Below are 19,671 nucleotides of genomic sequence, written 5' to 3' on the forward strand. Positions count from 1 at the left end.
GCTGTCTAACTTAGCTATTTACCACTTTCAAACCGTTGTGTTTAGCCAATATTCTTGCTTCTCGCTCTTTTAGCTGTTTCAAATATTTACGCAGCGTTGTGCTGATAATCGTGTTGCGTTTAATCATATCAAGCTGCGGCCACGTTGCTCGTTCACCATGCAAAAATAGCTCATGTAAACTTTCTCTACTCGGGTTTGAGCCTATATGTAAAAGGTTAGCCAAGGTAGGATCTGGGAGAATATTAATGTCACCAACATATTGCTGATCAATGATAGATCGGACTTTATGAATGCCCAGTTTTGTGGCTCTGTTACTGATCGCGCTTTCGAGCACATCAAATGCATAAATGCTGTTTATTTTTGCCAGTTTCGCTGCATATCGCAAGCTTAGGCCAACGAAACCCGACGTGTCTCGCTTGTCGCGCGTTCTAAATAAGGTCGAAATAGGATTGGTTTGACTCACAATACTATGATTTACGCCATACAGACGCGCTAAACGTTTAAAGGGTAAATCCGCCATAATAGAGCCGTCAGCAAAGCGCCTGTTGGGGATATAAGGCACAATTTCTCCAGCTTGATTTTTGGCCTTTAATTGCACTGCTGAAAACACAATTGGAATGGCACAAGATGCCCTAACCGCTTGGGAAATAATCGCGTTGGGTGAAGTTTTCGCATTAAGAAGTCTTGAAAACTGGTGCAAATCAGCAGGCGATACGGTAATTGTTACATGCCTACCGGTCTTTCTATAGGCTTCTTCAAAAGTGGTTAAGTCAAAAAGTTCAATCAAGGCATTTTCGAGATTTGTACTGTCGAATAAACCATTTTTACGAAAACCGTTCCACATACGCCATTCTTTGAACTTATCATATATGGCGTCAGGATTAAGAATATCTTTCAACTCATCGTTATTTCGTGTACCAACCAAGCCGGCAATGATTGAGCCCGCACTAGCACCAGAGATAACCTCGGGTAGCAGATCATGTTCAACCAATGATTTAATTACGCCACCATGAAAAAAGCCTAAGCCGGCGCCACCACTAAGCATCAAGCAACTGCGACCAAAGGCGTGGGCGGTTTCATCAAAAAAGGAAAGCTTTTCGTAATAGTCAATTTCAGTTTCGTCGGCATGATAAATAAAGTCTAAGGACTCACATACCTGACTAATAAATTCTTCGATAAGGTGTTTAGTGCCTAATTTTGCATGGCCGTTTAAAGATGAGGCAGCAATATTGCCTAAATTACCATGCAGGCCTTCGTGCAAAATATACATTAATCCCGCAGCGTCATTGCATGAGCGAGCATGCTTTATGCGTTGAACACGTTTACGGATTTCGCGGTAGTCATAGTCTTTACAGGCTTCTTTTGCCTTCCACTGCGCCGCTCCCGATAATTCATCGTGCTCTTGGGCTGCGTCCTTGTAGTGGGCGTAACTTTCAGCGGTCTTCATGACTTTGTCTAATTCGATAAGTCTTTTATTTGCCACGTTATAAACCTCTTTCTACTGTATTTACCAAATTTAAACGTAAAAAATTAGAATACACCACCTAAATTAACATTTATGTCTTTTTTATATTGACCATCGTAAATCCGATGGTAGCCTGCTAGTTAGTATTTTGGCCTACAAAAAAATATATATAAAACGGCGCTACCCTTTATTTATGGATTTCGATTTTAGTATTGCAACACTCAGCTTATTGTCCATTCCGCTCATTAGTGGAATTGTGGGTTATTGTACAAATTTTCTCGCCCTTAAAATGATGTTTTATCCGATTGAGTTTATTGGCATTAAGCCCATTTTTGGATGGCAGGGCCTAATACCTGCTAAACGTCGAGAAATGGCCGAAATTGAAGTCGAATTAGTGTTAGGAAGGTTACTTAGCGTACAAGAACTCGCCTCAAGAATAGATTCGGCAGAACTCACTTTTGCCATTGAGCGGCGCTTAAAACAAGTGCTTAAACGCATCGTTAACGAAGTGATGCAAGAATGTTCTCCGCAGCTATGGGCCTCACTGCCGGTGCGAGGTAAAAATTTAGTTTACGCACGTATCGAAGCCGACATTCCAAATGTGGTTAACAATATGGTTAATGACTTTAAACACAATGTTGCAGAAATTGTCGATATAAAAGAATTAGTCGTAAACAAACTTGTTGAGTCTCCTGCCCTTATCAACGAAATCTTTCTTAAATCGGGAGCGAAAGAGTATCCCTTTATAGAGCGCTCAGGTTTTTGGTTTGGTTTATTCTTTGGTTTACCCACCATGTTGGTTTGGATGGCGCTACCACAATGGTGGGTGCTGCCCTTAGGTGGTTTAATTGTGGGTTACTTAACCAATTGGATTGCCATCAAAATCATTTTTGAACCCAAGCAGCCCATCAAATTTTTAGGCTTTACTATTCAAGGCATGTTTTTAAAACGCCAGCACGATGTGTCGCGCATTTATGCTGATATTATCGAATCAAAGTTAATGACATCTGCAAATCTCGTTGAGTTTGCGGTGCATGGTTCAGGCTCAGAGCAATTACTCGAACTAATGGAATTGCACGTAAATGATGCCATAGAGCGTTATGTAGCCGTTGCCCAACCTTACTTTGCGTTGGGCGTTGGATCTGATTCTTATTACAAAATGAAAGCACTGGCGAGCAAACGTATATTTGAGGATTCTGAAAAATATTTAGCCTACGCCTTTACTTATTCAGACCAAGCGATGCGCATAGGCGATGATTTATGTGAACGCATGCGTGCGCTGAGCCCAGAAGAATTTGAAGGTGTTCTGCGACCCGCCTACGAAGCCGACGAATGGAAATTAATAGTGACTGGCGCCCTACTTGGCATGGGAGCAGGATTTCTGCAACTCTACTTGGTCTTTATGTAACCTAAATAAAAAGGATGGGCTTGTGAGCAAAAAGATTTCATTTCTAGATAAGATGTTCTGGATAACTGAATCACAAGCTAACCCTAAACATGTAGCAGCCTTTCAGCTTCTAGAGATCCCAACAAACGCCGGCGCTAATTATGTTGACCAGTTGTTTGAAGAGCTACACAGTTTTAATAAAGCAATTAGCCCCTTTAATTGCAAGGTCGTTAGCTTTTTAGGCTTCCCAATTAAACTAAAGCCCGTTGAACAAATAAGCATGGATTACCATGTGCAATTGCATACCCTTGACGACCTAAACAACCGCGCTGATTTACACAAGTTCATTGCCAAATTACATGAAAGCAAGCTCGAGCGCGACAAACCGCTGTGGCAGTATCACTTAATTAAAGACCAAGCCAATCATCGCTTTGCGATTTACGTAAAAGTGCATCATATGTGCGGCGACGGCGCAACGCTCATCCGTTTGTTTCAAAAAGGCTATTCAGAGCACCCAAATTTTAACGCGTTTGTACCTGTTTGGGCCGCAGAGCAAAGCGCAAAAGAACTTAGACAAAGCAATATTTTTAAACATATATCCTTAAGCTTATGGGGCCTGATTGTCACCTTAAAAGACCTTGTGTGGATTTTATGTAGGTTGCTACTTAAGCTGTTAAGAATCAATCAAGATTATATGCCCGTGCCCTTTTCAGGCATAAAAAGCATCCTAACAGGACAGGTAAAACAAGGCCGTGTAGTCACCACCTTAGATATAGACTTTGCGCGGGTGTCTTCTCTAGCTAAATGCTTACGAGCTTCTGCAAACGAAATTATGCTTTGTGCATTTGATATTGGTGTCCATCGTTTTTTAGAAGACTACGATCAAAGAATAGACAAAGCCCTGCTCACCAATATGCCAATCAATCTGCGCAAACCTGGCGAAACCACGGCTGGCAACAAAATAGCCATTGTACCGGTTAAGCTTGCCTGCGGTGAAAAAGACCCCTATGTGCGATTGCGCCAAATTATTGAAAACCATCGAGTCGTAAAAAGAGCGGCCAAAGCTAATCACCCTGCAGCATTCAGTTATTACACGCTTCTCATTCAAGCTTTTTCTACACTGTTTGAAGTATTGCATATTTCAAACTACGTCAAACCAATTGGCAATATTTTGGTGTCTAATATGCCCGGACCACCTAACACCATGTATTTCAAAGATGCCAAATTAATCTCAAACTACCCAATTTCAACCATGACACCCGGCGGCGGTGTGAACATTACCATGGTGACTTATAGTGGCGTCGCACAAATAGGCGTGGTGTGCTGTGCGAGTAAAATAGATAGTCTAGAACCCTTAGCGATTTATTTTCAAAAGGCATTCGACATGCTAGAAAATTGTGTTGAAGACACATCACTTGATATCGATGATATACATTTGTAGAGTCAGATAAGCAAAGTACTTCAGGTTCAATGGGAATTCTCTCCTAAAACGAAACATCATACACGTCATCCTTGCGCAGGCAAGGACCTCCAACCTCCTAAGAAATCTTTCAATCACATTGGGTTTTATATCATTGAATGTATTGGCTTTTTAAGTTTCCCAAGCTGTTTAGGGGGTCCTTGCCTGCGCGAGGATGACGTGAGGGTTGTTTCTAAAACGTGTTGGTTATATCGGTTTTGACCGGTATTGGATGGAACTTACCAGTCAAACAATGCTAACTATCTAGAACCAAACGAGCGACGACTTTGCTCTCTTTGGGTACACCTTCAAAGGTAGCTGAAAAAAGTGCGGTGCCGAAGTTATGCCGATGCCTCCCCGCAGCGCTATTTATGCTTCTGTAACTTACTGATTTCTCTTGAATCACCTTTTCGTTACTATTTAAAACAGTTAGCAGAATATGTCCAGATGGCAAATCATAGGTATCGGGTGCATTTAATCGACCATATACTCGCCACACGTCACCTCGCTTAGATACCGCTAAACTGGTGATTTTTAGTTTCTGGTCTGGAAGATTAATGATTTGCGTTATATTAGACTGAGAAGCACAGCCTACAGCGAACATAATAAACACTATCAAAAATAATTGATGTAGTTGCTTAGCTTTGCGAATCATAGGTTTTACCTTCCCAATTTAGCCTGTACTTAAAACAAAATATGAACGTAGAATAATACTCGGCACACTTCTATTTAGCCCTTACGAAATATTAAACCAATATCCCACCACTATTGAGGCGGTCATGGCAACGGCCCCCCAAAAAAGAATGCGAAGCCCTGCTTTTAACATCGACGTTCTGCCCAACCATGCCGAAACACAACCAAGAATAACCAACGCGATTAACGAAACCAAAACCACTGAAATGATTATATAGTTTGCACTAACAGCTAAAACAGCGAATAAGGGCAAAGACGCCCCAGCTGAGAAAGAAATCGCAGAAGACCAAGCGGCTTGGAATGGATTACTTTGCGAGCTTTCTGTTATGCCCAATTCATCTCGTGCATGACTGCCTAAGGCATCAGCTTCCATTAACTTATTTGCGACAAGCAAAGCAAGTTTTGCTTCTAAGCCTCTGTCCATATAAATGGCAGCTAACTCTTTAACTTCTAAATCCCAGTTCGCGGCAAGATGCGACTTTTCAAGCGCAAGTTCGGCTTTCTCAATATCTGATTGCGAACTCACCGACACATATTCACCCGCCGCCATAGACAATGCTCCCGCCACAAGCGCAGCAAGTCCGACAATAAATAAGTGCTCAGAGGCAACATTTGAGGCTGCCACCCCTACTAGCAAACTCGCGGTAGACACGATGCCATCATTGGCACCCATTACAACAGCGCGAATCCATGCTATGCGGTCTGTTCTATGCTCGTGGTTATAAGTCATCAAGTGTTCCTGCAACAAGGCGTTAAGTAGAAGACCGGTCTATATTTATAAGCTACCTGCTTCTAATAGTGGCAAAATCCAATAGCGGATATTCTGCTCAACACTCATTGTGCCAATTAATTCTTTCAGTGCAACGCTATTATCTGAATTATGTAAAAGCTCAAACCGATAAAAGTCTCTATACCCTTCTACTTGCTCTGATACATTATAGTGACTATGCGCTTTGCTAAAGCCCTGAATTTTAAAAAGGCTAAAGCCAGTTAAGTGCTCAGTCATCATCAGCGCGTCGACTAAATTATCTTTTAGGGCTTTAGGCACAATGGCAATTAATAGAACATCATTTGAGCTTTGTTGCATTGCGCTTCTCCAGCCATATATAAAATACGGGAATCAAAAATAAGGTCGTGAAGGTTGATGTAAATAAGCCCCCAATAACCACGATTGCCAATGGCTTTTGGATTTCTGCCCCAGGTCCTGTTGCAAAAGCCAGAGGAACGAGGCCAAACATCGCGGTTGTCGCCGTCATCAATACCGGGCGTAAACGGCGTTTCGCACCAACAATGATGCGCTCAACAATATTGCGATCTGCAAACGCAGTCTGTTCAAAGTAACTCACCATCACCACGCCATTTAACACAGCAACGCCAAGCAAGGCGATAAAACCGACCGAAGCGGGGACAGACAAAAATTCGCCACTAAAGTACAAGGCTATTATGCCACCCATTGTAGCGAAAGGTATATTGACTAAGATCAACCCTGCTTTACTTAAGGTACCAAAAGTTGTGAATAAGATAATCGCGATAAGCGCCAAAGCAATGGGTATTACCACCATAAGATTTTTAGTTGCACGTTGTTGGTTTTCAAATTCTCCGCCATAACTTAAGGTGTAGCCAACCGGTAAATCAAGAGATTGTGTTAGGGCGACTTTAAGCTCATCAACATATCCCACAATATCTCGGCCTTGCACATTACTGGTGACTACCGCAAAGCGATTACTATTCTCGCGCTCAATTAAGATAGGACCTTGTTTGAATGAGACATTAGCGATGCTATCAAGGGGCATTATAGTGGCGTTGGGCATCAATATATTCATTGCTTTTAAATCGGCAATGTTCGCGACTCTGTTATTTTGAGAATTTGTTTGGCCAAATACGATGGGCGTTTTCTTCTTGCCTTCAATCAATGTAGAAAGCTGCGTAGATTCAATTTGCGATTTTACTATAAGCGACAGCTCAGCAATCGACATATCAAACATGCTGCTAATTTCGGGTTTTAGGCTAATATTAAGAAAATCCCCGCCTTCAATAACTGAAGCGTTAACATCAACACTGCCTGTTAAGGCCTTGGTTTTCTCACTAATTTGTTCTGCCAGTGAAGATAAGGTTGCGATATCACTACCGAAAACTTTAATCGACACATCGCCTGTACTCCCTGTGAGCATTTCAGAAACACGCATTTGTATAGGTTGAGTAAAACCAATATTTATGCCTGGGAAGCCCTCGAGTACAGCGCGAATATCGTCAATAAGTGCTTGTTTTGTAGCAAAACGCCATGTATTTACCGGAGCGAGTTCCATGAATATATCGGTCTCATTTAAACTCATTGGATCTAGGCCAATTTCATCGGAGCCAACTCTTGAGACAATCTGTTTTATTTCAGGAATGCGAGCCAATAGTGCGTTTTCAATTTGAATGTCTAGCTCGCTTGAAGCTTGCAAGGAAATATTGGGAGACTTTTCAAGCTGAACAATAATGTCGCCTTCATCTAATACCGGCATAAAGGTTTTACCTAGCATGCTATATAAGAATATGCTCACCAATAATAAAACAAGTGTGAATCCAATTGTGGGAGCAGGTTTGGCTATTGTGTATTCGAGCGCTGCGGCATATTTATCTTGTAAATATCTGACAAAACGGGGTTCTTTGATGGTATCAGCTTTGAGTAAAATAGAGGCTAGCGCTGGGATTAGTGTTAGCGACAATATCAAGGCAGAAAGCATGGCAAACACAATCGTTATGGCTACGGGTTTGAACAGCTTTCCTTCCAGTCCGCTTAAGGTCAACAAAGGTGAAAACACAATAATGACAATTATCGTGCCCGATACAACCGGCACAGCAACCTCTTTGCATGCTCTAAAAATCAAATGCAGCTTAGGCAGTGCCATATTTTGCTTAAGGCTATTAACCGTGTTTTCTACCACAACCACCGAAGCATCCACCAGCATGCCTATAGCGATGACCAGTCCCCCTAAACTCATTAAATTCGCTGACATACCAAAGTAATTCATCAACAAAAAGGTACAAACCGCCGCCATCGGCAATACCAAAGATACAACAATAGCCGCGCGGACATTACCAAGGAACAGCGACAGTAGAATAATCACCAAAACTACCGCAATAATTAAGGCTTCTTCAATCGTGCCAATTGCCGTATCAATGAGATTTTTGCGATTGTAGAAAACATTAATCTCGGTGCCTTGAGGTAAGGTTGATTCGAGAGTCGCCAATTTTTGCGTCACGTTTTCTATCACTTCGGCAGTATTGGCATCTTTTAAGGCAATGACGATGGCCTCAGTTGTTTCTACACCGTTACGCGTCACCGAGCCATATCGCGTCAAATGTCCCACGTCTACTTGAGCGACATCTTGCAAACGAACGACCGTATCATTGCGTGTTGCAATAACAATCTTTTGTAATTCACTCAGGTCGTTAATACGCCCTTCTGTGCGCACAACAAGCGTATCGTTTCCAATATTTAAACGACCAATGCTTCCGTTTTGATTGATGTCTACAATCACCTTGCTCAAATCATCAAAGGTCATGCCTATGCTTGACAATTTGATGGGATCTGGATTTATCTGATAGGTTTTTGCAAATCCACCTAATATATTGACATCAGCAACGCCATTGATGCTTCTCAGCAGAGGCCTGATTTCCCACTCCAATAATTGCCTACGTTCAATCAAGCTCATGCTCGGGTTTTCAATCGAAAACATAAACATTTCGCTAAGCGCGGTACTCATAGGTGCAATGCCACCATCAAGACCTTCAGGAAGTGATGGTAAAACACTGGCAAGGCGCTCTGCGACTTGCTGACGCGCCCAATAAATATCTGTCCCTTCTTTAAAATCAATGGTGATGTCGGTAATTGCATATTTGGTGGTTGAACGCAAAATGGCTTGATTTGGTATCCCCAACAACTCAGTTTCTATGGGGAGGGTGACTTGTGCTTCAATCTCTTGGGCCGTCATACCCGGTGCTTTAAGTATTACTTTAACTTGCGTAGGAGAAATTTCTGGAAACGCATCTATGGGCAGTGAAAACCAAGCAGAAACGCCGGCCAACAATATAAATACAGAAACAATCAGGACAAATATGCGCTGGGTAAGTGAAAAGCGAATAACCTTGCTTAGCATGTTATATCCCTAGTCCTAGTAGCATACCTTGTACCGCGCTCACCGATGTCAGTAATGCGGCTTTTCCGCCTAATTCTTCACTTGCAGTAAACACATAGTCGTTGTCTTGTGAAGCAATCAAATTAACTTTTACCGCTTCAAAGGCTTGTCCATCTTTGAGAAAAATATAGTTGTCGCCCTCCCAATTAAATACGCTGGATTGCGGTAATTTATATGCGTCTGCTTTGTATTGTGGAATAGCGCTTAGCACTTGACCCAGCGAAAATTGGCATTGCTCATCTAAAACATCGCTCCACGCACTTTGATGAAATCCTGAATTCCCATTCTCAACAAAATCAATATTAGCGCGGCAACTTCCCACCTGAATAAACAAGGGCTTTTGTTTCACCTTAATCGAGAAATTTGCTTTTAAGCGCAAGGCATCAGCGGGAAGAAATGAAGCAATAAGACCGTCGACACTAAGCGCTTGAGAATTCTCATAATAAAGAGTTCCTTTTATTGGGGAGGCCAAGGTCAATGCATCATTTTGCTCGTCAAAGTGAAGCACTAAGTTAAAGAAATGCGTAAGTTCATCAAACTCCATCTTAGTATCGTGGTATTGATTGCTAATATCTAACCATGCTTGCTCACTAATGGACTTTCTTGCATAAAGTTTTTTATTGTTATTGAAGTAGGATTGAGCCTGTTCAAATAATACTTTCTTCATTTGATAAGCCATATAGAAATGATGCACTTCTGGGCCTTTTATGATGGCAAAAGCTTCGTTTTTATCAAGCTTGCTGCCAAGACCTTTTAGGTAGTCAATCTGTTGGATATTGATCGGTGATTTGAACGTATATCCGCGCCCGGGGAGCGCGGTTAACGTTGTCCTTAAAGGCTGTCCAGAAAACGAACTAACCGCTTCTATGGTTTGCGTTTGCAACAACAAATTCCCTAGGGCAGCCTCTTCAATTTTCATTTCCTGTGAAAAAGAAGAAAGGCTAACAAATGCACTAATAAGCGCGATTAATGATGTAATTTTCATAAGCTAATTCCTGCTGCTTGTCTAATGCGTGCTTTTTGTCGTTGGATCAACAGTGCGTTTAATTCAAATTCCTGCTGTGAATCGAGAGTATTGAGCAAAGTGCGGATATAAAATTCTTGATTTGAAGCGTTTGCGTCACGCAAACTTTGCATTGCCTCAGACAATGAATGCAATGTGCTAAGACCATCATCTAATAGTGCCTGTTTTTGATTAAGGTAGTCATACTCTTGATATAAATCAGCTTGTAACTCTGTTAATCTATGCACAATGCCGCGTTTAGCGATACTGTAATCATAATTGGTTTTAGCATAAGCACTTTGCTGCGCCGCAGACAATTGGCTACCAATATTGATAGGTATCACCAAACCAATGCCTAATTGGTTTTCTGAAAAATCGCCGGTGTCGACTCGCTTGCCCGTAAATTGAACCTGCCAAGGTTCTGCTTTCTTACTTGTCCCTAACAAATGTTGCGTCGCACTTTCAAACTCTGCCTCAAGTGATAACAATTCAGGATGTTGCCCAATGGCGATTTCATTGGCGCCTATAAAAGCTTCTTCAATATTGCTGGGTAATTCGTATAAGCCAGTGAGCCTCTGGTACTTATTTTTAAGCTTTACTATATTTTGCTGATGCTGAAGGCGATTTACGCTCAATTCGTTAAGTTCTGCTTGTACAATTAATGCCAAGTATTTTGGTATTGCTGATGCATTCAGCATGTCTGTATATTGAGAAGCTAAGCTTGTAAGGAGCTCTTCTTTTCGTTCTAGTTTTTGAGTCTGGGCTTTTTCCAGTGCTATATCCCAAACGATCTGACGAATAAGGCCAGACAAATATAAGGAGTATTGTTTATTGGCTGCATTTTTTAGGCTTTGAGAATTACTTAGAAGTTTATTCTCAACCTCTTTGAGAAAAGCGCTTTTTATTGGCAAGTTCAAAGACACTTCACTCTCGTCACTACCTTGGTCTTCTTGGCTACGCAAGTGGGAAATCGAGACTGAAGGAGAGCCATCTATCCAGCCGCCAAGGTTTTGATTTTTTACATCATAAACTGGGCGTGTATCTAGGCCGCTAGTCTGTTTTTCTAAAGCAGCACTTAGGCTATCTTGTAAGGTCAAACCCTGACTTGCTTTCGCACAAGGTAAAATTAAAAAAAGGAACAGAAGTTTAACTATATGCTTTACTTGTTTGGACGGAATTATCACGCAACTCTCAGACTGAATAATATGTCAGTAAGTGTGCAATAAAATTGCCCAAAACACAGTGAACATATGTATCATAGAGCATCGAACATATGTATAAAAAGGGCCTAAGAACGCCTGTAATTCACTGTAAGGTTTTAAAAAAATGAGAAATGCACTAATTACCACAATATTGATTATCATCATGATACTAAATGGTCTTGATGTGTTCGTTGATATTGGTTTGGGTGTGCCTTTTTGGCATATCGTGCAAGAATCTTCATTGGTCTTTTTATCTGGCCTTGGCGCCGTAGTATTAATTGTGCATATGCGCAAAAAGAATAAAACCTTGCAGGAACTTGCAAATAACTTAGCCAACGCCAACAAACAGGTAAATATGCTCAATAGTAAAATCGAGCAAGAACGCAAGCGCTATAGTCTAATCATAAAAGAGCAGTTCGATTCATGGGGTCTTAGCAACAGCGAACAACAGGTAGCGCTACTGCTACTAAAAGGGCTTAGTTTAAAAGAAATAGCGACAGTCAGAAAAACCAAAGAGATGACCGTAAGGCAGCAAGCTTCAAGCATATACGCTAAGAGTAATTTAGTTGGTCGGCACGAATTTTCTGCTTGGTTTTTGGAAGACTTTTTGAGCTAAGACAGCTTACCGACTTCCGACAATTGTGGCTTGTTTATGCCAAAAATGACAATCGCTTGAAAGAGTAAAGCTCCTTCGCTTGGACGAAAATCATTATTTTCATCATATTCAGACACTTAGCAACAATTCTTCATTGGCCTAAGTTTTGCTATCTATGCATTAGCAATCACTAAATAATACATGATGAGGAATAAACCATGCACACTGAAACACAAACTTTTGACACATTCGATTGGCGTTATTTAATACTAAATTTAATAGTACTACTTGGCTTAGCTTTACTGCCTTATTTAGCTTATATTGGTAAACTTATGTTTATGTAAGTAAAACCAACATTAGCGAGAAACAAATGAGTAAATCTTACCCAGAAATTACAAAACGTATATCTGACAACATGAAAACCCTAAGAGCAGATATTAGTGATACGATGCAGGGCTTTTCAAAAATGGCACAAGCGGCAACTGCTGATGGTGTATTGAATAAAAAAACCAAAGAGCTAATTGCACTCGCAATAGCGGTATCCACTCGTTGCGATGGCTGTATTGGCTTTCATGTTAAGGCATTAGTCGAACTTAATGCGACGAAAGAAGAAATTGAAGAAACTCTGGGTATGGCAGTTTACATGGGTGGTGGTCCATCAGTAATGTATGCTGCTGATGCCATGCTTGCCTACGAGCAATTTAGCCAGTAGTGCTAAATTTAGCTTTCTATCTTATGGATTAGTAAGCAATGTGATGCGCCTGCCTCTTGAAATATAGTGCTAAAGCTATAGTGAGCACCAACACACTATAGCTTTAAAAGCCTATACTAAGCTACTTCACATAACCTTTAGGTTTAGCAAACCATTCTTTTCCTTTTAGCATTGCCTTCCAATAAATTGGTGGTAAGAGCTTCTCTTTAAGAAACCATGCTAGCTTGGAAGGTTTTGTGCTATCGACCAGCCAAGTAGGGAATGTAGGTAATAATTTACCACCATAGCCAAACTCAGCTAATACTATCTTCCCTTTCTCGACCGTTAATGGGCACGAGCCATAACCGTCGTAGATTGCCCGTTGCGTGCCCACGCCTAAATCATGTAATACATTAATCGCTACAACGGGGGCTTGCATACGAGCTGCAGCTGCTGTCTTGGCATTTGGTGCATTCATCACGTCGCCAAGACTGTAAATATTCTTATATTTTTTGTGTTGAAGTGTAGACTGATCAACATCTACCCAGCCATTTTCGTCCACCAACGGGCTTGCCTGAACAAAGTTAGGCGGCGATTGGGGTGGAACAACATGCAAGATGTCAAAGTCGACCTCGCTTTGCACAGCTTCTCCATCTTCATTTAAGCTTTTGAAATAGGCCTTTTTGTTAGGTCCATCTACTTTAACTAAAGTGTGAGAGAAATTTAAATTCGCTTGATATTTTTCAATGTAGCTCATCAAGGCGGGAACATATTCCTTTACGCCAAATAAGACGCCGCCAGCATTGTAGAACTGTACATCAATATCTTTAAGGCTTCCTTCCCTGTACCAATGATCACAAGATAAATACATCGCTTTTTGCGGTGCACCTGCGCATTTTATGGGCATGGGTGGCTGGGTGAATACCGCCTTACCGCTTTTGAAATTTTTCACCAAGTCCCAAGTATATGGGGCTAGGTCAAAACGATAATTGGAGGTCACACCGTTTTTCCCTAAAGTCTCGGTTAAACCTTCTATTTTGTTCCAATCGAGCTTCAGTCCCGGGCAAACGATTAGGTGAGAGTATTCAATAATATGACAGCCATCTAATAGCACTTTATTGCTTTGGGGTTCAAACGCGGCGACTGCATTTTTTAACCATGTCACGTTTTTGGGGATCAATGACGACAGGGTTTTTACGGTTTGTTCTGGAGTAAATACACCTGCGCCCACAAGCGTCCAACCTGGCTGATAATAGTGTATATCGGCGGGGTCAATAATCGCTATCGAAAGCTCTGGTTTTCTTTCCAATAAACTTGCGCTTACCGCAATGCCAGCGGCACCGGCACCAACAACCACAATATCAAAGCGCTTGTCTGACTGGTCAATTGGCGTAACACCACCATTGACTATACGCCTAACAACGCCTGACATATCATATCCAGCATCTTTTGCCGTTGATAATATCTCAGATACTGATAGTTCGCCGGCTTTTGCTAAGGACCAAAGTGTCGTTGAGCGCGTACCCGTTCTGCAATATGCGAATACTGGACCTTTAGCTTCGTTAAGTATGCCTTTGAATTTAGCGACATCGGCATCAGTAATTTTACCACTTACCACAGGTTGATATATGGCTTGAAGATTAAGTGCCTCAGCAGCTTGCTCAATTTCATCAAAATTGACTTGGTCGGCCCCTTCACCATCAGGTCGATGACATACTACGATTGTATAGCCAAGTTCCTTGACTACACTTAAATCATCGACCGAGATTTGGGGGGAAACCGCGATGCGATCAGTTAACGTTTTAAGATCCATGTATCACCTCACAATGCGTTGATTGGAATTTTTATATATTGCAATCCATTGTCGGATTTAACACCAAAGTCACCGAGTCTTAGATTGGTTTGTAAAGATGGGAAAAGTAACTTTGGCACCGCTAAAGTTGCATCGCGTGCTTCTCGTTTGGCTACGTATTCTTCGTATTTTGTGCTTGGTTGAATTTGTACATTGCGCTGTTTTTCTTCCCCAACAGTAATACTAGCAAGTGGCTCACTACCTTCTTCAGGATAGTCATGACAAAGATAAATGGTGGTATCATCATCTAAGCTATAAAAGCGCTGTATGGTTTTAAATAAATCAGAAGCTGAGCCACCAGGGAAGTCACATCGAGCCGTTCCAATGTGCGGCGCAAATATGGTATCGCCAACAAAAATAGCTTTTGATTCTTTGCAGTAGTAGCTGGCACAAGCCGGTGTATGTCCGGGCGTTAACCAAGTAGTTAAGGTTATATTACCAATCTTGATTTCATCGCCTTCATCAAGTAATAGGTCAAACTGTTCACCCGTGATGGGCGTAGCATCGCTATCATTAAACATGGGCACCCATATTTTAAGAACATCTTTGATGCCAACACCCATGGCAGTTTTGCCACCAATGTGCGTTTGCAAATATTTCGAAGCGGTTATATGGTCAGCATGAATATGAGTTTCTAAAATCCACTCGTTGCTTAAGTTATGTTCTTTAATATAAGCGATGACTTGATTAGCGCTGTCAGTTTTCACCATTCCAGAGAAGTGGTCATAGTCCAAAACAGAATCTATAACTGCACATTTGTTAGTTGATTCATCAATTACGATGTGAGTAAAGGTTGCTGTTGCGTCATCAAAAAATGTTTTTACTTTCATAAGTGTCCTCATTTAAATTAATTCTTTCACTAAGATAAAAATGGCTATTATTAGGGTAAAAATGCCAAAGCCTTTTTGTAGTTTTTTGCCTTCAATTTTGTTGGCAATTCGCGTCGCTATCCACATCCCTAAAATAGTAAATGCGATGATTTTTCCTATTAGTACCCAATCGAGTGAAATGCCAGCTTGTAAGTCGCCCGTAAACCCAATTAATGACTTAAGCGAAATAATAAGAAGAGAAGCCCCCACTGCTTTTTTCATCTCCATACCCATAAGGAGTACCAAAGCAGGGATGATGAGAAAACCACCACCGGCACCTAAAATCCCAGTAGCAACACCAACTAAGCCGCCTTCTAACACAATCAATAAAGGATTGTGCTTCGCGCCGCCGCTTTTTATTTTGGAATTATCTTTGGTAAGCATCATGTAGGCAGATAAGATCATCAACAATGCAAAACTCACCATGATGACAAGGTTTTTTTCAAGCACAAATGGTGATGTCATAATAACATCGGGGATGGCCGGCATCAGAAAAGCGCGGGTTAAGTAAACCGCAATAATTGAAGGTATTGCAAAGGTAATGGCGGCTTTTATTTCAATAAGACCTTGGCGGTAATAGCTTACAGCACCATAAGTGGCGGTTAAGCCAACAATAAGCAAAGAATAGCCCGTTGCAGTTGATGCCTCTTGACCAAAAAGATAGACAAGAATAGGCACAGTAAGGATAGAGCCACCCCCTCCAATAGCACCTAAAACAATGCCCATAATAATTGCTGCGAAATAACCGATGAATTCCAAGTTTCAACCTCCTATATTACTTCGGGTTATAATATATATTTTTTAGTTATATGTCAAGTAGCCACAAATCGTCTTCTAATTTCAAGACGTTGAACACTTATACGCTCTATGTTGTTGTCATTTAGTTGTCCAAATTAACGTGATTTGTTGCGCTTTCAAGCATGAGGGAATTTGGGAATTCATGACTGAGTAGCACGACTTTTTTGTCAGATAACCATTCACCAATATTTCGCCAAATTCTCTCTGCCATATTTTGATCTAAACCATTAAAGGGTTCATCGAGAATCACAAGTCTTGGGTCTCGCAAAAGTAAACGCGCTAATGTGATTCTCCGCGCTTGCCCTCCAGATACTTGACTACCCGTTTCACCTAACCAGCTGTACAAGCCTTTTTCGAGACTTTGCGCCCAATCTTCTAATTCAACCAGAGCGAGTACTTTCCATAGCGCATCATCGCTAAAATCTTCTTTACCGAGCCGCAGGTTGTAAGCCAAACTGCCGGCCAAAATAGAATTAGATTGGGTAAGATAACCAAGCTGTTCCCACGAAAAATTAAAGGGAAGCTTTTGGGAGTTTTCGCCACAGCGAAGTGAAATCGACACTTCACTTTGTTGAAGTTTAGGGCGATAGGCAATACCAGCAATAATGTTGGCGACTGTAGACTTACCCGAGCCTGATTTACCCGATATCACAAGGGTTTGGTTTTCAGATACGCTGAACTTTAACGCTGCATTTTGACTGCCGATAATTTGTGGATGCTTATCTATTACAACGTCAATTACGTCGTTGTTGTTTATGGGAATGCAAGCTTGTTTTGTATGCGTCTTGGGCATGCCTTTCGTTGACAAACGATTGGCTGAATAAGAGCTTGCACCCCACGCTTTGTATTGACTAGGTAGGACTTGCAACAACTCAGTAATGGCAACAAACATAAGTACCGCCATAACCGCTATCGGACCATCAATTTGCTCAGAGTTTACACTCATCATTGCAATATAAACGAGAGCGCTCAAACCTGCGGCGAGCAACAAATCGAGTATCAATTGAATATTAGCAATGCGTCGATTCATCGCTCGTTGTACCTCATCTAGGGCTGCTAACGAAGACATTGCATGACGTTCATGCCGATGCACTAACATGTGCGCCTTCAGTTCAAAGCGCCCTTGGAGGTGCTCAATAATGTGTGCTCTCATCGCATTGAGTATGCTCGAATTCTGCTTTCCTAAGGCTTTGGTTTTCTTTATGGTAAGCACGATAGTAAAAACAGCACATGAAAGCATGAATCCACCAATAACTAGGGCATATGCGGGCCAAATGAAATAGATAAAAGCGCTTGCACAAATAATAATGAGTAAAAGTACAATAGGCGTGATAGTGAATCTAAGCAATAAGCTATCAAGGGCATCTAAATCTGCCGTTAATCGGCTTAACCATTCACTGTCGCTGGTTTTACGCAGTTCATCCACAGATAGTTGAGACAATTGCTTGAAAAGTGTTAGGCGGAATACCGCAACTAGTCTCAAAATAGTGTCATGGTTATAGAGACGTTCAGCATAGCGACTGACAGTTCGACTCAATGCAAAGAAACGGATTGAAGCCCCAGGCATATACATATCAAAGATGATAACAATACCTGCGCTTATTGCTATCCCAGCCAAAGCAGTGGCGCTAATAAACCAGCCCGACAACATGAGCAAACTCACACCCGAAAGCGAAGCAATAAAAGCAAGTAGAATACCTAGGCCAATCCGCTTTGCTTGCGCGGCGTAAAGCTTCCTAAACCAAAACAGCATGAGTTTGCTCTCCAGTTTTGTTTAGCTGCAGACAACTGTCGGCTATATCGATTAAGGCAGGATCGTGCGTTGCCACAATGACAATTGCTGTTTGTTTGAGCTTGTTAAGTGCCTTAATGATGTGTGTTTTGCTATGCATATCGAGCTTTGCACTTGGCTCGTCTAATAAAATAATGGCTGTGGGATTTAATAAAATTCGGCTTAGCGCAATGCGTTGCATTTGACCACCCGAAAACCCCTGGCCGTGTTCACCAATTAAGGTATCTGTAATACTTACTCGGTTTTCAAATTCATCGCTTAAGCCTAGGTCTTGCAAGCAAGATTCAATCTCATCAAGGCTAGCGTGGGGCGCGAATTCAGTAATATTGTTCGCAAGTGAGGTGTTTTTAATCCATGGCTTTTGCGGTAAATAAGCCATAGGTGTGGATGAGTAATTGCCCGGATACATGCTTATATCGCCACTTAGCGGCGTTAAGTAATTCGCAATGGTGTTTAATATTGTAGATTTACCAGAACCCGATGGCCCCGTTATAGCGAGTAATTGGTTACCGCGCAGGTCTAAGCAAAGGTTCTTGGCTAAAATGGCCTTTTCGCTATACCCTATACTGACATTATTAAGTGTAAGGCGAGTTTGCTTAGTTGATAAAACGGCAAGGGCTTGATTGTCTTCAATATTAGGCAATTGCACCTGCGCATCTTCTTTGTTGGTGTCGCGAAACAACTGCGTTAAATTGTTGGCAGCACCTAAAGCCGAGGCCTTGTCATGGTAATATTGCGACAAAATGCGCAAGGGGTGAAAGAATTCAGGCGCAAGCACCAAAATAAGTAAGCCGCTAAAAAGACTGATATCAGCAGCGGGCCCCCACGTAATTGCCCCATATAACGAAAATCCGATATAAATAGCTAAGCTAGCAATAGCAACACTAGTAAAAAATTCTAAAACCGTTGATGACAAAAAAGCGATACGAAGTGTTCGCATGATAACTTCTCTGTATTGCGTGCTGCGCGATTCAACTTCTTCGAAGACGCTGTGCTGTGCCCCTAGCAGCTTGATAGTCGTTAAATTTGCGACTCGATTTAAGAAGTGACCTGCTAATCGCTGACGACTTGTTGAATATTTTTGATTTAAGTGCTCTGCGCCCATACCAACGAGGATCATAAACAAAGGGATAAGAGGGGCTGAAATAAGTAATAACAGCGCACATAACCAATTTATCCAAGCGACAACGCAAAGAATAATGAGGGGGAAACCACAGCCAAAACTTGTTGCGGCCAATACTTTGAAAAGTAACCATCCATTGCTTCAACATCTTCTACCCATTGAGTAGCCGCCGAAGCCGGAGATTGTTGGTGTTCACTTAAAGGACTTTGCTGACGCCACAAGCCAAGCATGGACTTTCGAATATCGCTACGGATGTTTGCACTCGCAGTGTCGCCAAACATCGTTTGCAGGCGCACTAAAAACACTTTTACAAGCGCTGAACAAACAAACATTGTGATTAATACATTTTGCTCTGATAGCTGTTCGTCTTTTATGACAACCGACTCTGTAAGCAAAGCAAAGGCTACCCACATGATGCATAAAAAAACGGTTCCAAGCACACCCGCAAGCGCCGACACCTTTAGCAGCGACAAATGCGGGCGACTGAAACCGTCGAGTAATAAGCGGCCGGTTAGTGGTGTAACTTCACCAACTGGCTGCGCTTTATTATTTCTCATA

At 41.7% G+C, this 19,671-nt stretch carries 17 protein-coding genes; 4 read left to right on the forward strand and 13 right to left on the reverse strand.

The annotated features are described in order from the left end of the window. Positions 1 to 10: 10 nt before the first annotated feature. Positions 11 to 1,483 (reverse strand): DUF3336 domain-containing protein, encoded by a 1,473-nt coding sequence (locus tag AC0L6H_RS01585; protein ID WP_473392165.1) that lies wholly within the window; start codon positions 1,481 to 1,483, stop codon positions 11 to 13. 175 nt (positions 1,484 to 1,658) lie between these two features. Here AC0L6H_RS01585 and AC0L6H_RS01590 point away from each other — a divergent pair, with 175 nt between their 5' ends. Both AC0L6H_RS01590 and AC0L6H_RS01595 read left to right on the forward strand, forming a co-directional pair. Further along, positions 1,659 to 2,873 (forward strand): DUF445 domain-containing protein, encoded by a 1,215-nt coding sequence (locus AC0L6H_RS01590; RefSeq protein WP_473392167.1) that lies wholly within the window; start codon positions 1,659 to 1,661, stop codon positions 2,871 to 2,873. Positions 2,874 to 2,895: 22 nt separating this feature from the next. Further along, positions 2,896 to 4,293, forward strand: a complete 1,398-nt coding sequence (locus AC0L6H_RS01595; RefSeq protein WP_473392168.1) for a wax ester/triacylglycerol synthase domain-containing protein — start codon at positions 2,896 to 2,898, stop codon at positions 4,291 to 4,293. 274 nt (positions 4,294 to 4,567) lie between these two features. Here AC0L6H_RS01595 and AC0L6H_RS01600 read toward each other — a convergent pair whose 3' ends face one another. The 6 genes from AC0L6H_RS01600 to AC0L6H_RS01625 form a co-directional block, all read right to left on the reverse strand. Next, positions 4,568 to 4,966, reverse strand: a complete 399-nt coding sequence (locus AC0L6H_RS01600) for a hypothetical protein (RefSeq protein ID WP_473392170.1) — start codon at positions 4,964 to 4,966, stop codon at positions 4,568 to 4,570. Positions 4,967 to 5,047: 81 nt separating this feature from the next. Then, positions 5,048 to 5,734 carry a VIT1/CCC1 transporter family protein gene (locus AC0L6H_RS01605; RefSeq protein WP_473392171.1) on the reverse strand — a complete coding sequence of 229 codons (687 nt, stop codon included), beginning with the start codon at positions 5,732 to 5,734 and terminating at the stop codon, positions 5,048 to 5,050. A 45-nt stretch (positions 5,735 to 5,779) separates the two neighbouring features. Next, positions 5,780 to 6,091, reverse strand: a complete 312-nt coding sequence (locus AC0L6H_RS01610) for a DUF3240 family protein (RefSeq protein ID WP_473392173.1) — start codon at positions 6,089 to 6,091, stop codon at positions 5,780 to 5,782. Then, positions 6,072 to 9,149 carry an efflux RND transporter permease subunit gene (locus AC0L6H_RS01615; RefSeq protein WP_473392174.1) on the reverse strand — a complete coding sequence of 1,026 codons (3,078 nt, stop codon included), beginning with the start codon at positions 9,147 to 9,149 and terminating at the stop codon, positions 6,072 to 6,074. Before AC0L6H_RS01615 ends, AC0L6H_RS01610 begins: the two co-directional genes overlap by 20 nt. Before the next feature lies 1 nt (position 9,150). Further along, positions 9,151 to 10,173 carry a hypothetical protein gene (locus AC0L6H_RS01620; protein ID WP_473392175.1) on the reverse strand — a complete coding sequence of 341 codons (1,023 nt, stop codon included), beginning with the start codon at positions 10,171 to 10,173 and terminating at the stop codon, positions 9,151 to 9,153. Then, a complete protein-coding gene (locus AC0L6H_RS01625) occupies positions 10,170 to 11,288 on the reverse strand; it encodes a TolC family protein (protein ID WP_473392177.1) in 1,119 nt (372 codons plus the stop codon). Before AC0L6H_RS01625 ends, AC0L6H_RS01620 begins: the two co-directional genes overlap by 4 nt. A gap of 229 nt (positions 11,289 to 11,517) precedes the next feature. Between AC0L6H_RS01625 and AC0L6H_RS01630 the strand changes: the two genes are divergently transcribed. Further along, a complete protein-coding gene (locus tag AC0L6H_RS01630; RefSeq protein ID WP_473392178.1) occupies positions 11,518 to 12,009 on the forward strand; it encodes a helix-turn-helix transcriptional regulator in 492 nt (163 codons plus the stop codon). Between the two features lie 349 nt (positions 12,010 to 12,358). Next, complete coding sequence (locus tag AC0L6H_RS01635) at positions 12,359 to 12,700, forward strand: carboxymuconolactone decarboxylase family protein (protein ID WP_473392179.1); 342 nt, start codon at positions 12,359 to 12,361, stop codon at positions 12,698 to 12,700. A 121-nt stretch (positions 12,701 to 12,821) separates the two neighbouring features. On the opposite strand, the gene AC0L6H_RS01640 is transcribed toward AC0L6H_RS01635, so the two are convergent. The 6 genes from AC0L6H_RS01640 to AC0L6H_RS01665 all read right to left on the reverse strand — a co-directional run bounded on the left by AC0L6H_RS01640 (position 12,822) and on the right by AC0L6H_RS01665 (position 19,670). Next, a complete protein-coding gene (locus tag AC0L6H_RS01640; RefSeq protein ID WP_473392181.1) occupies positions 12,822 to 14,492 on the reverse strand; it encodes a bifunctional protein tyrosine phosphatase family protein/NAD(P)/FAD-dependent oxidoreductase in 1,671 nt (556 codons plus the stop codon). A gap of 8 nt (positions 14,493 to 14,500) precedes the next feature. After that, a complete protein-coding gene (locus tag AC0L6H_RS01645; RefSeq protein WP_473392182.1) occupies positions 14,501 to 15,361 on the reverse strand; it encodes an MBL fold metallo-hydrolase in 861 nt (286 codons plus the stop codon). 12 nt (positions 15,362 to 15,373) lie between these two features. Then, a complete protein-coding gene (locus tag AC0L6H_RS01650; protein ID WP_473392184.1) occupies positions 15,374 to 16,159 on the reverse strand; it encodes a sulfite exporter TauE/SafE family protein in 786 nt (261 codons plus the stop codon). A 121-nt stretch (positions 16,160 to 16,280) separates the two neighbouring features. Then, entirely contained in the window at positions 16,281 to 17,951 is a 1,671-nt protein-coding gene (locus tag AC0L6H_RS01655) for an amino acid ABC transporter ATP-binding/permease protein (RefSeq protein ID WP_473392185.1), read from the reverse strand. Beyond that, a complete protein-coding gene (locus AC0L6H_RS01660) occupies positions 17,935 to 19,227 on the reverse strand; it encodes an ABC transporter ATP-binding protein/permease (protein WP_473392186.1) in 1,293 nt (430 codons plus the stop codon). The genes AC0L6H_RS01655 and AC0L6H_RS01660 overlap by 17 nt, the downstream gene beginning before the upstream one ends. Beyond that, complete coding sequence (locus tag AC0L6H_RS01665; protein WP_473392188.1) at positions 19,164 to 19,670, reverse strand: 6TM ABC transporter family protein; 507 nt, start codon at positions 19,668 to 19,670, stop codon at positions 19,164 to 19,166. Before AC0L6H_RS01665 ends, AC0L6H_RS01660 begins: the two co-directional genes overlap by 64 nt. Position 19,671 lies beyond the last annotated feature (1 nt).

Source organism: Glaciecola sp. G7-5 (assembly GCF_055808975.1).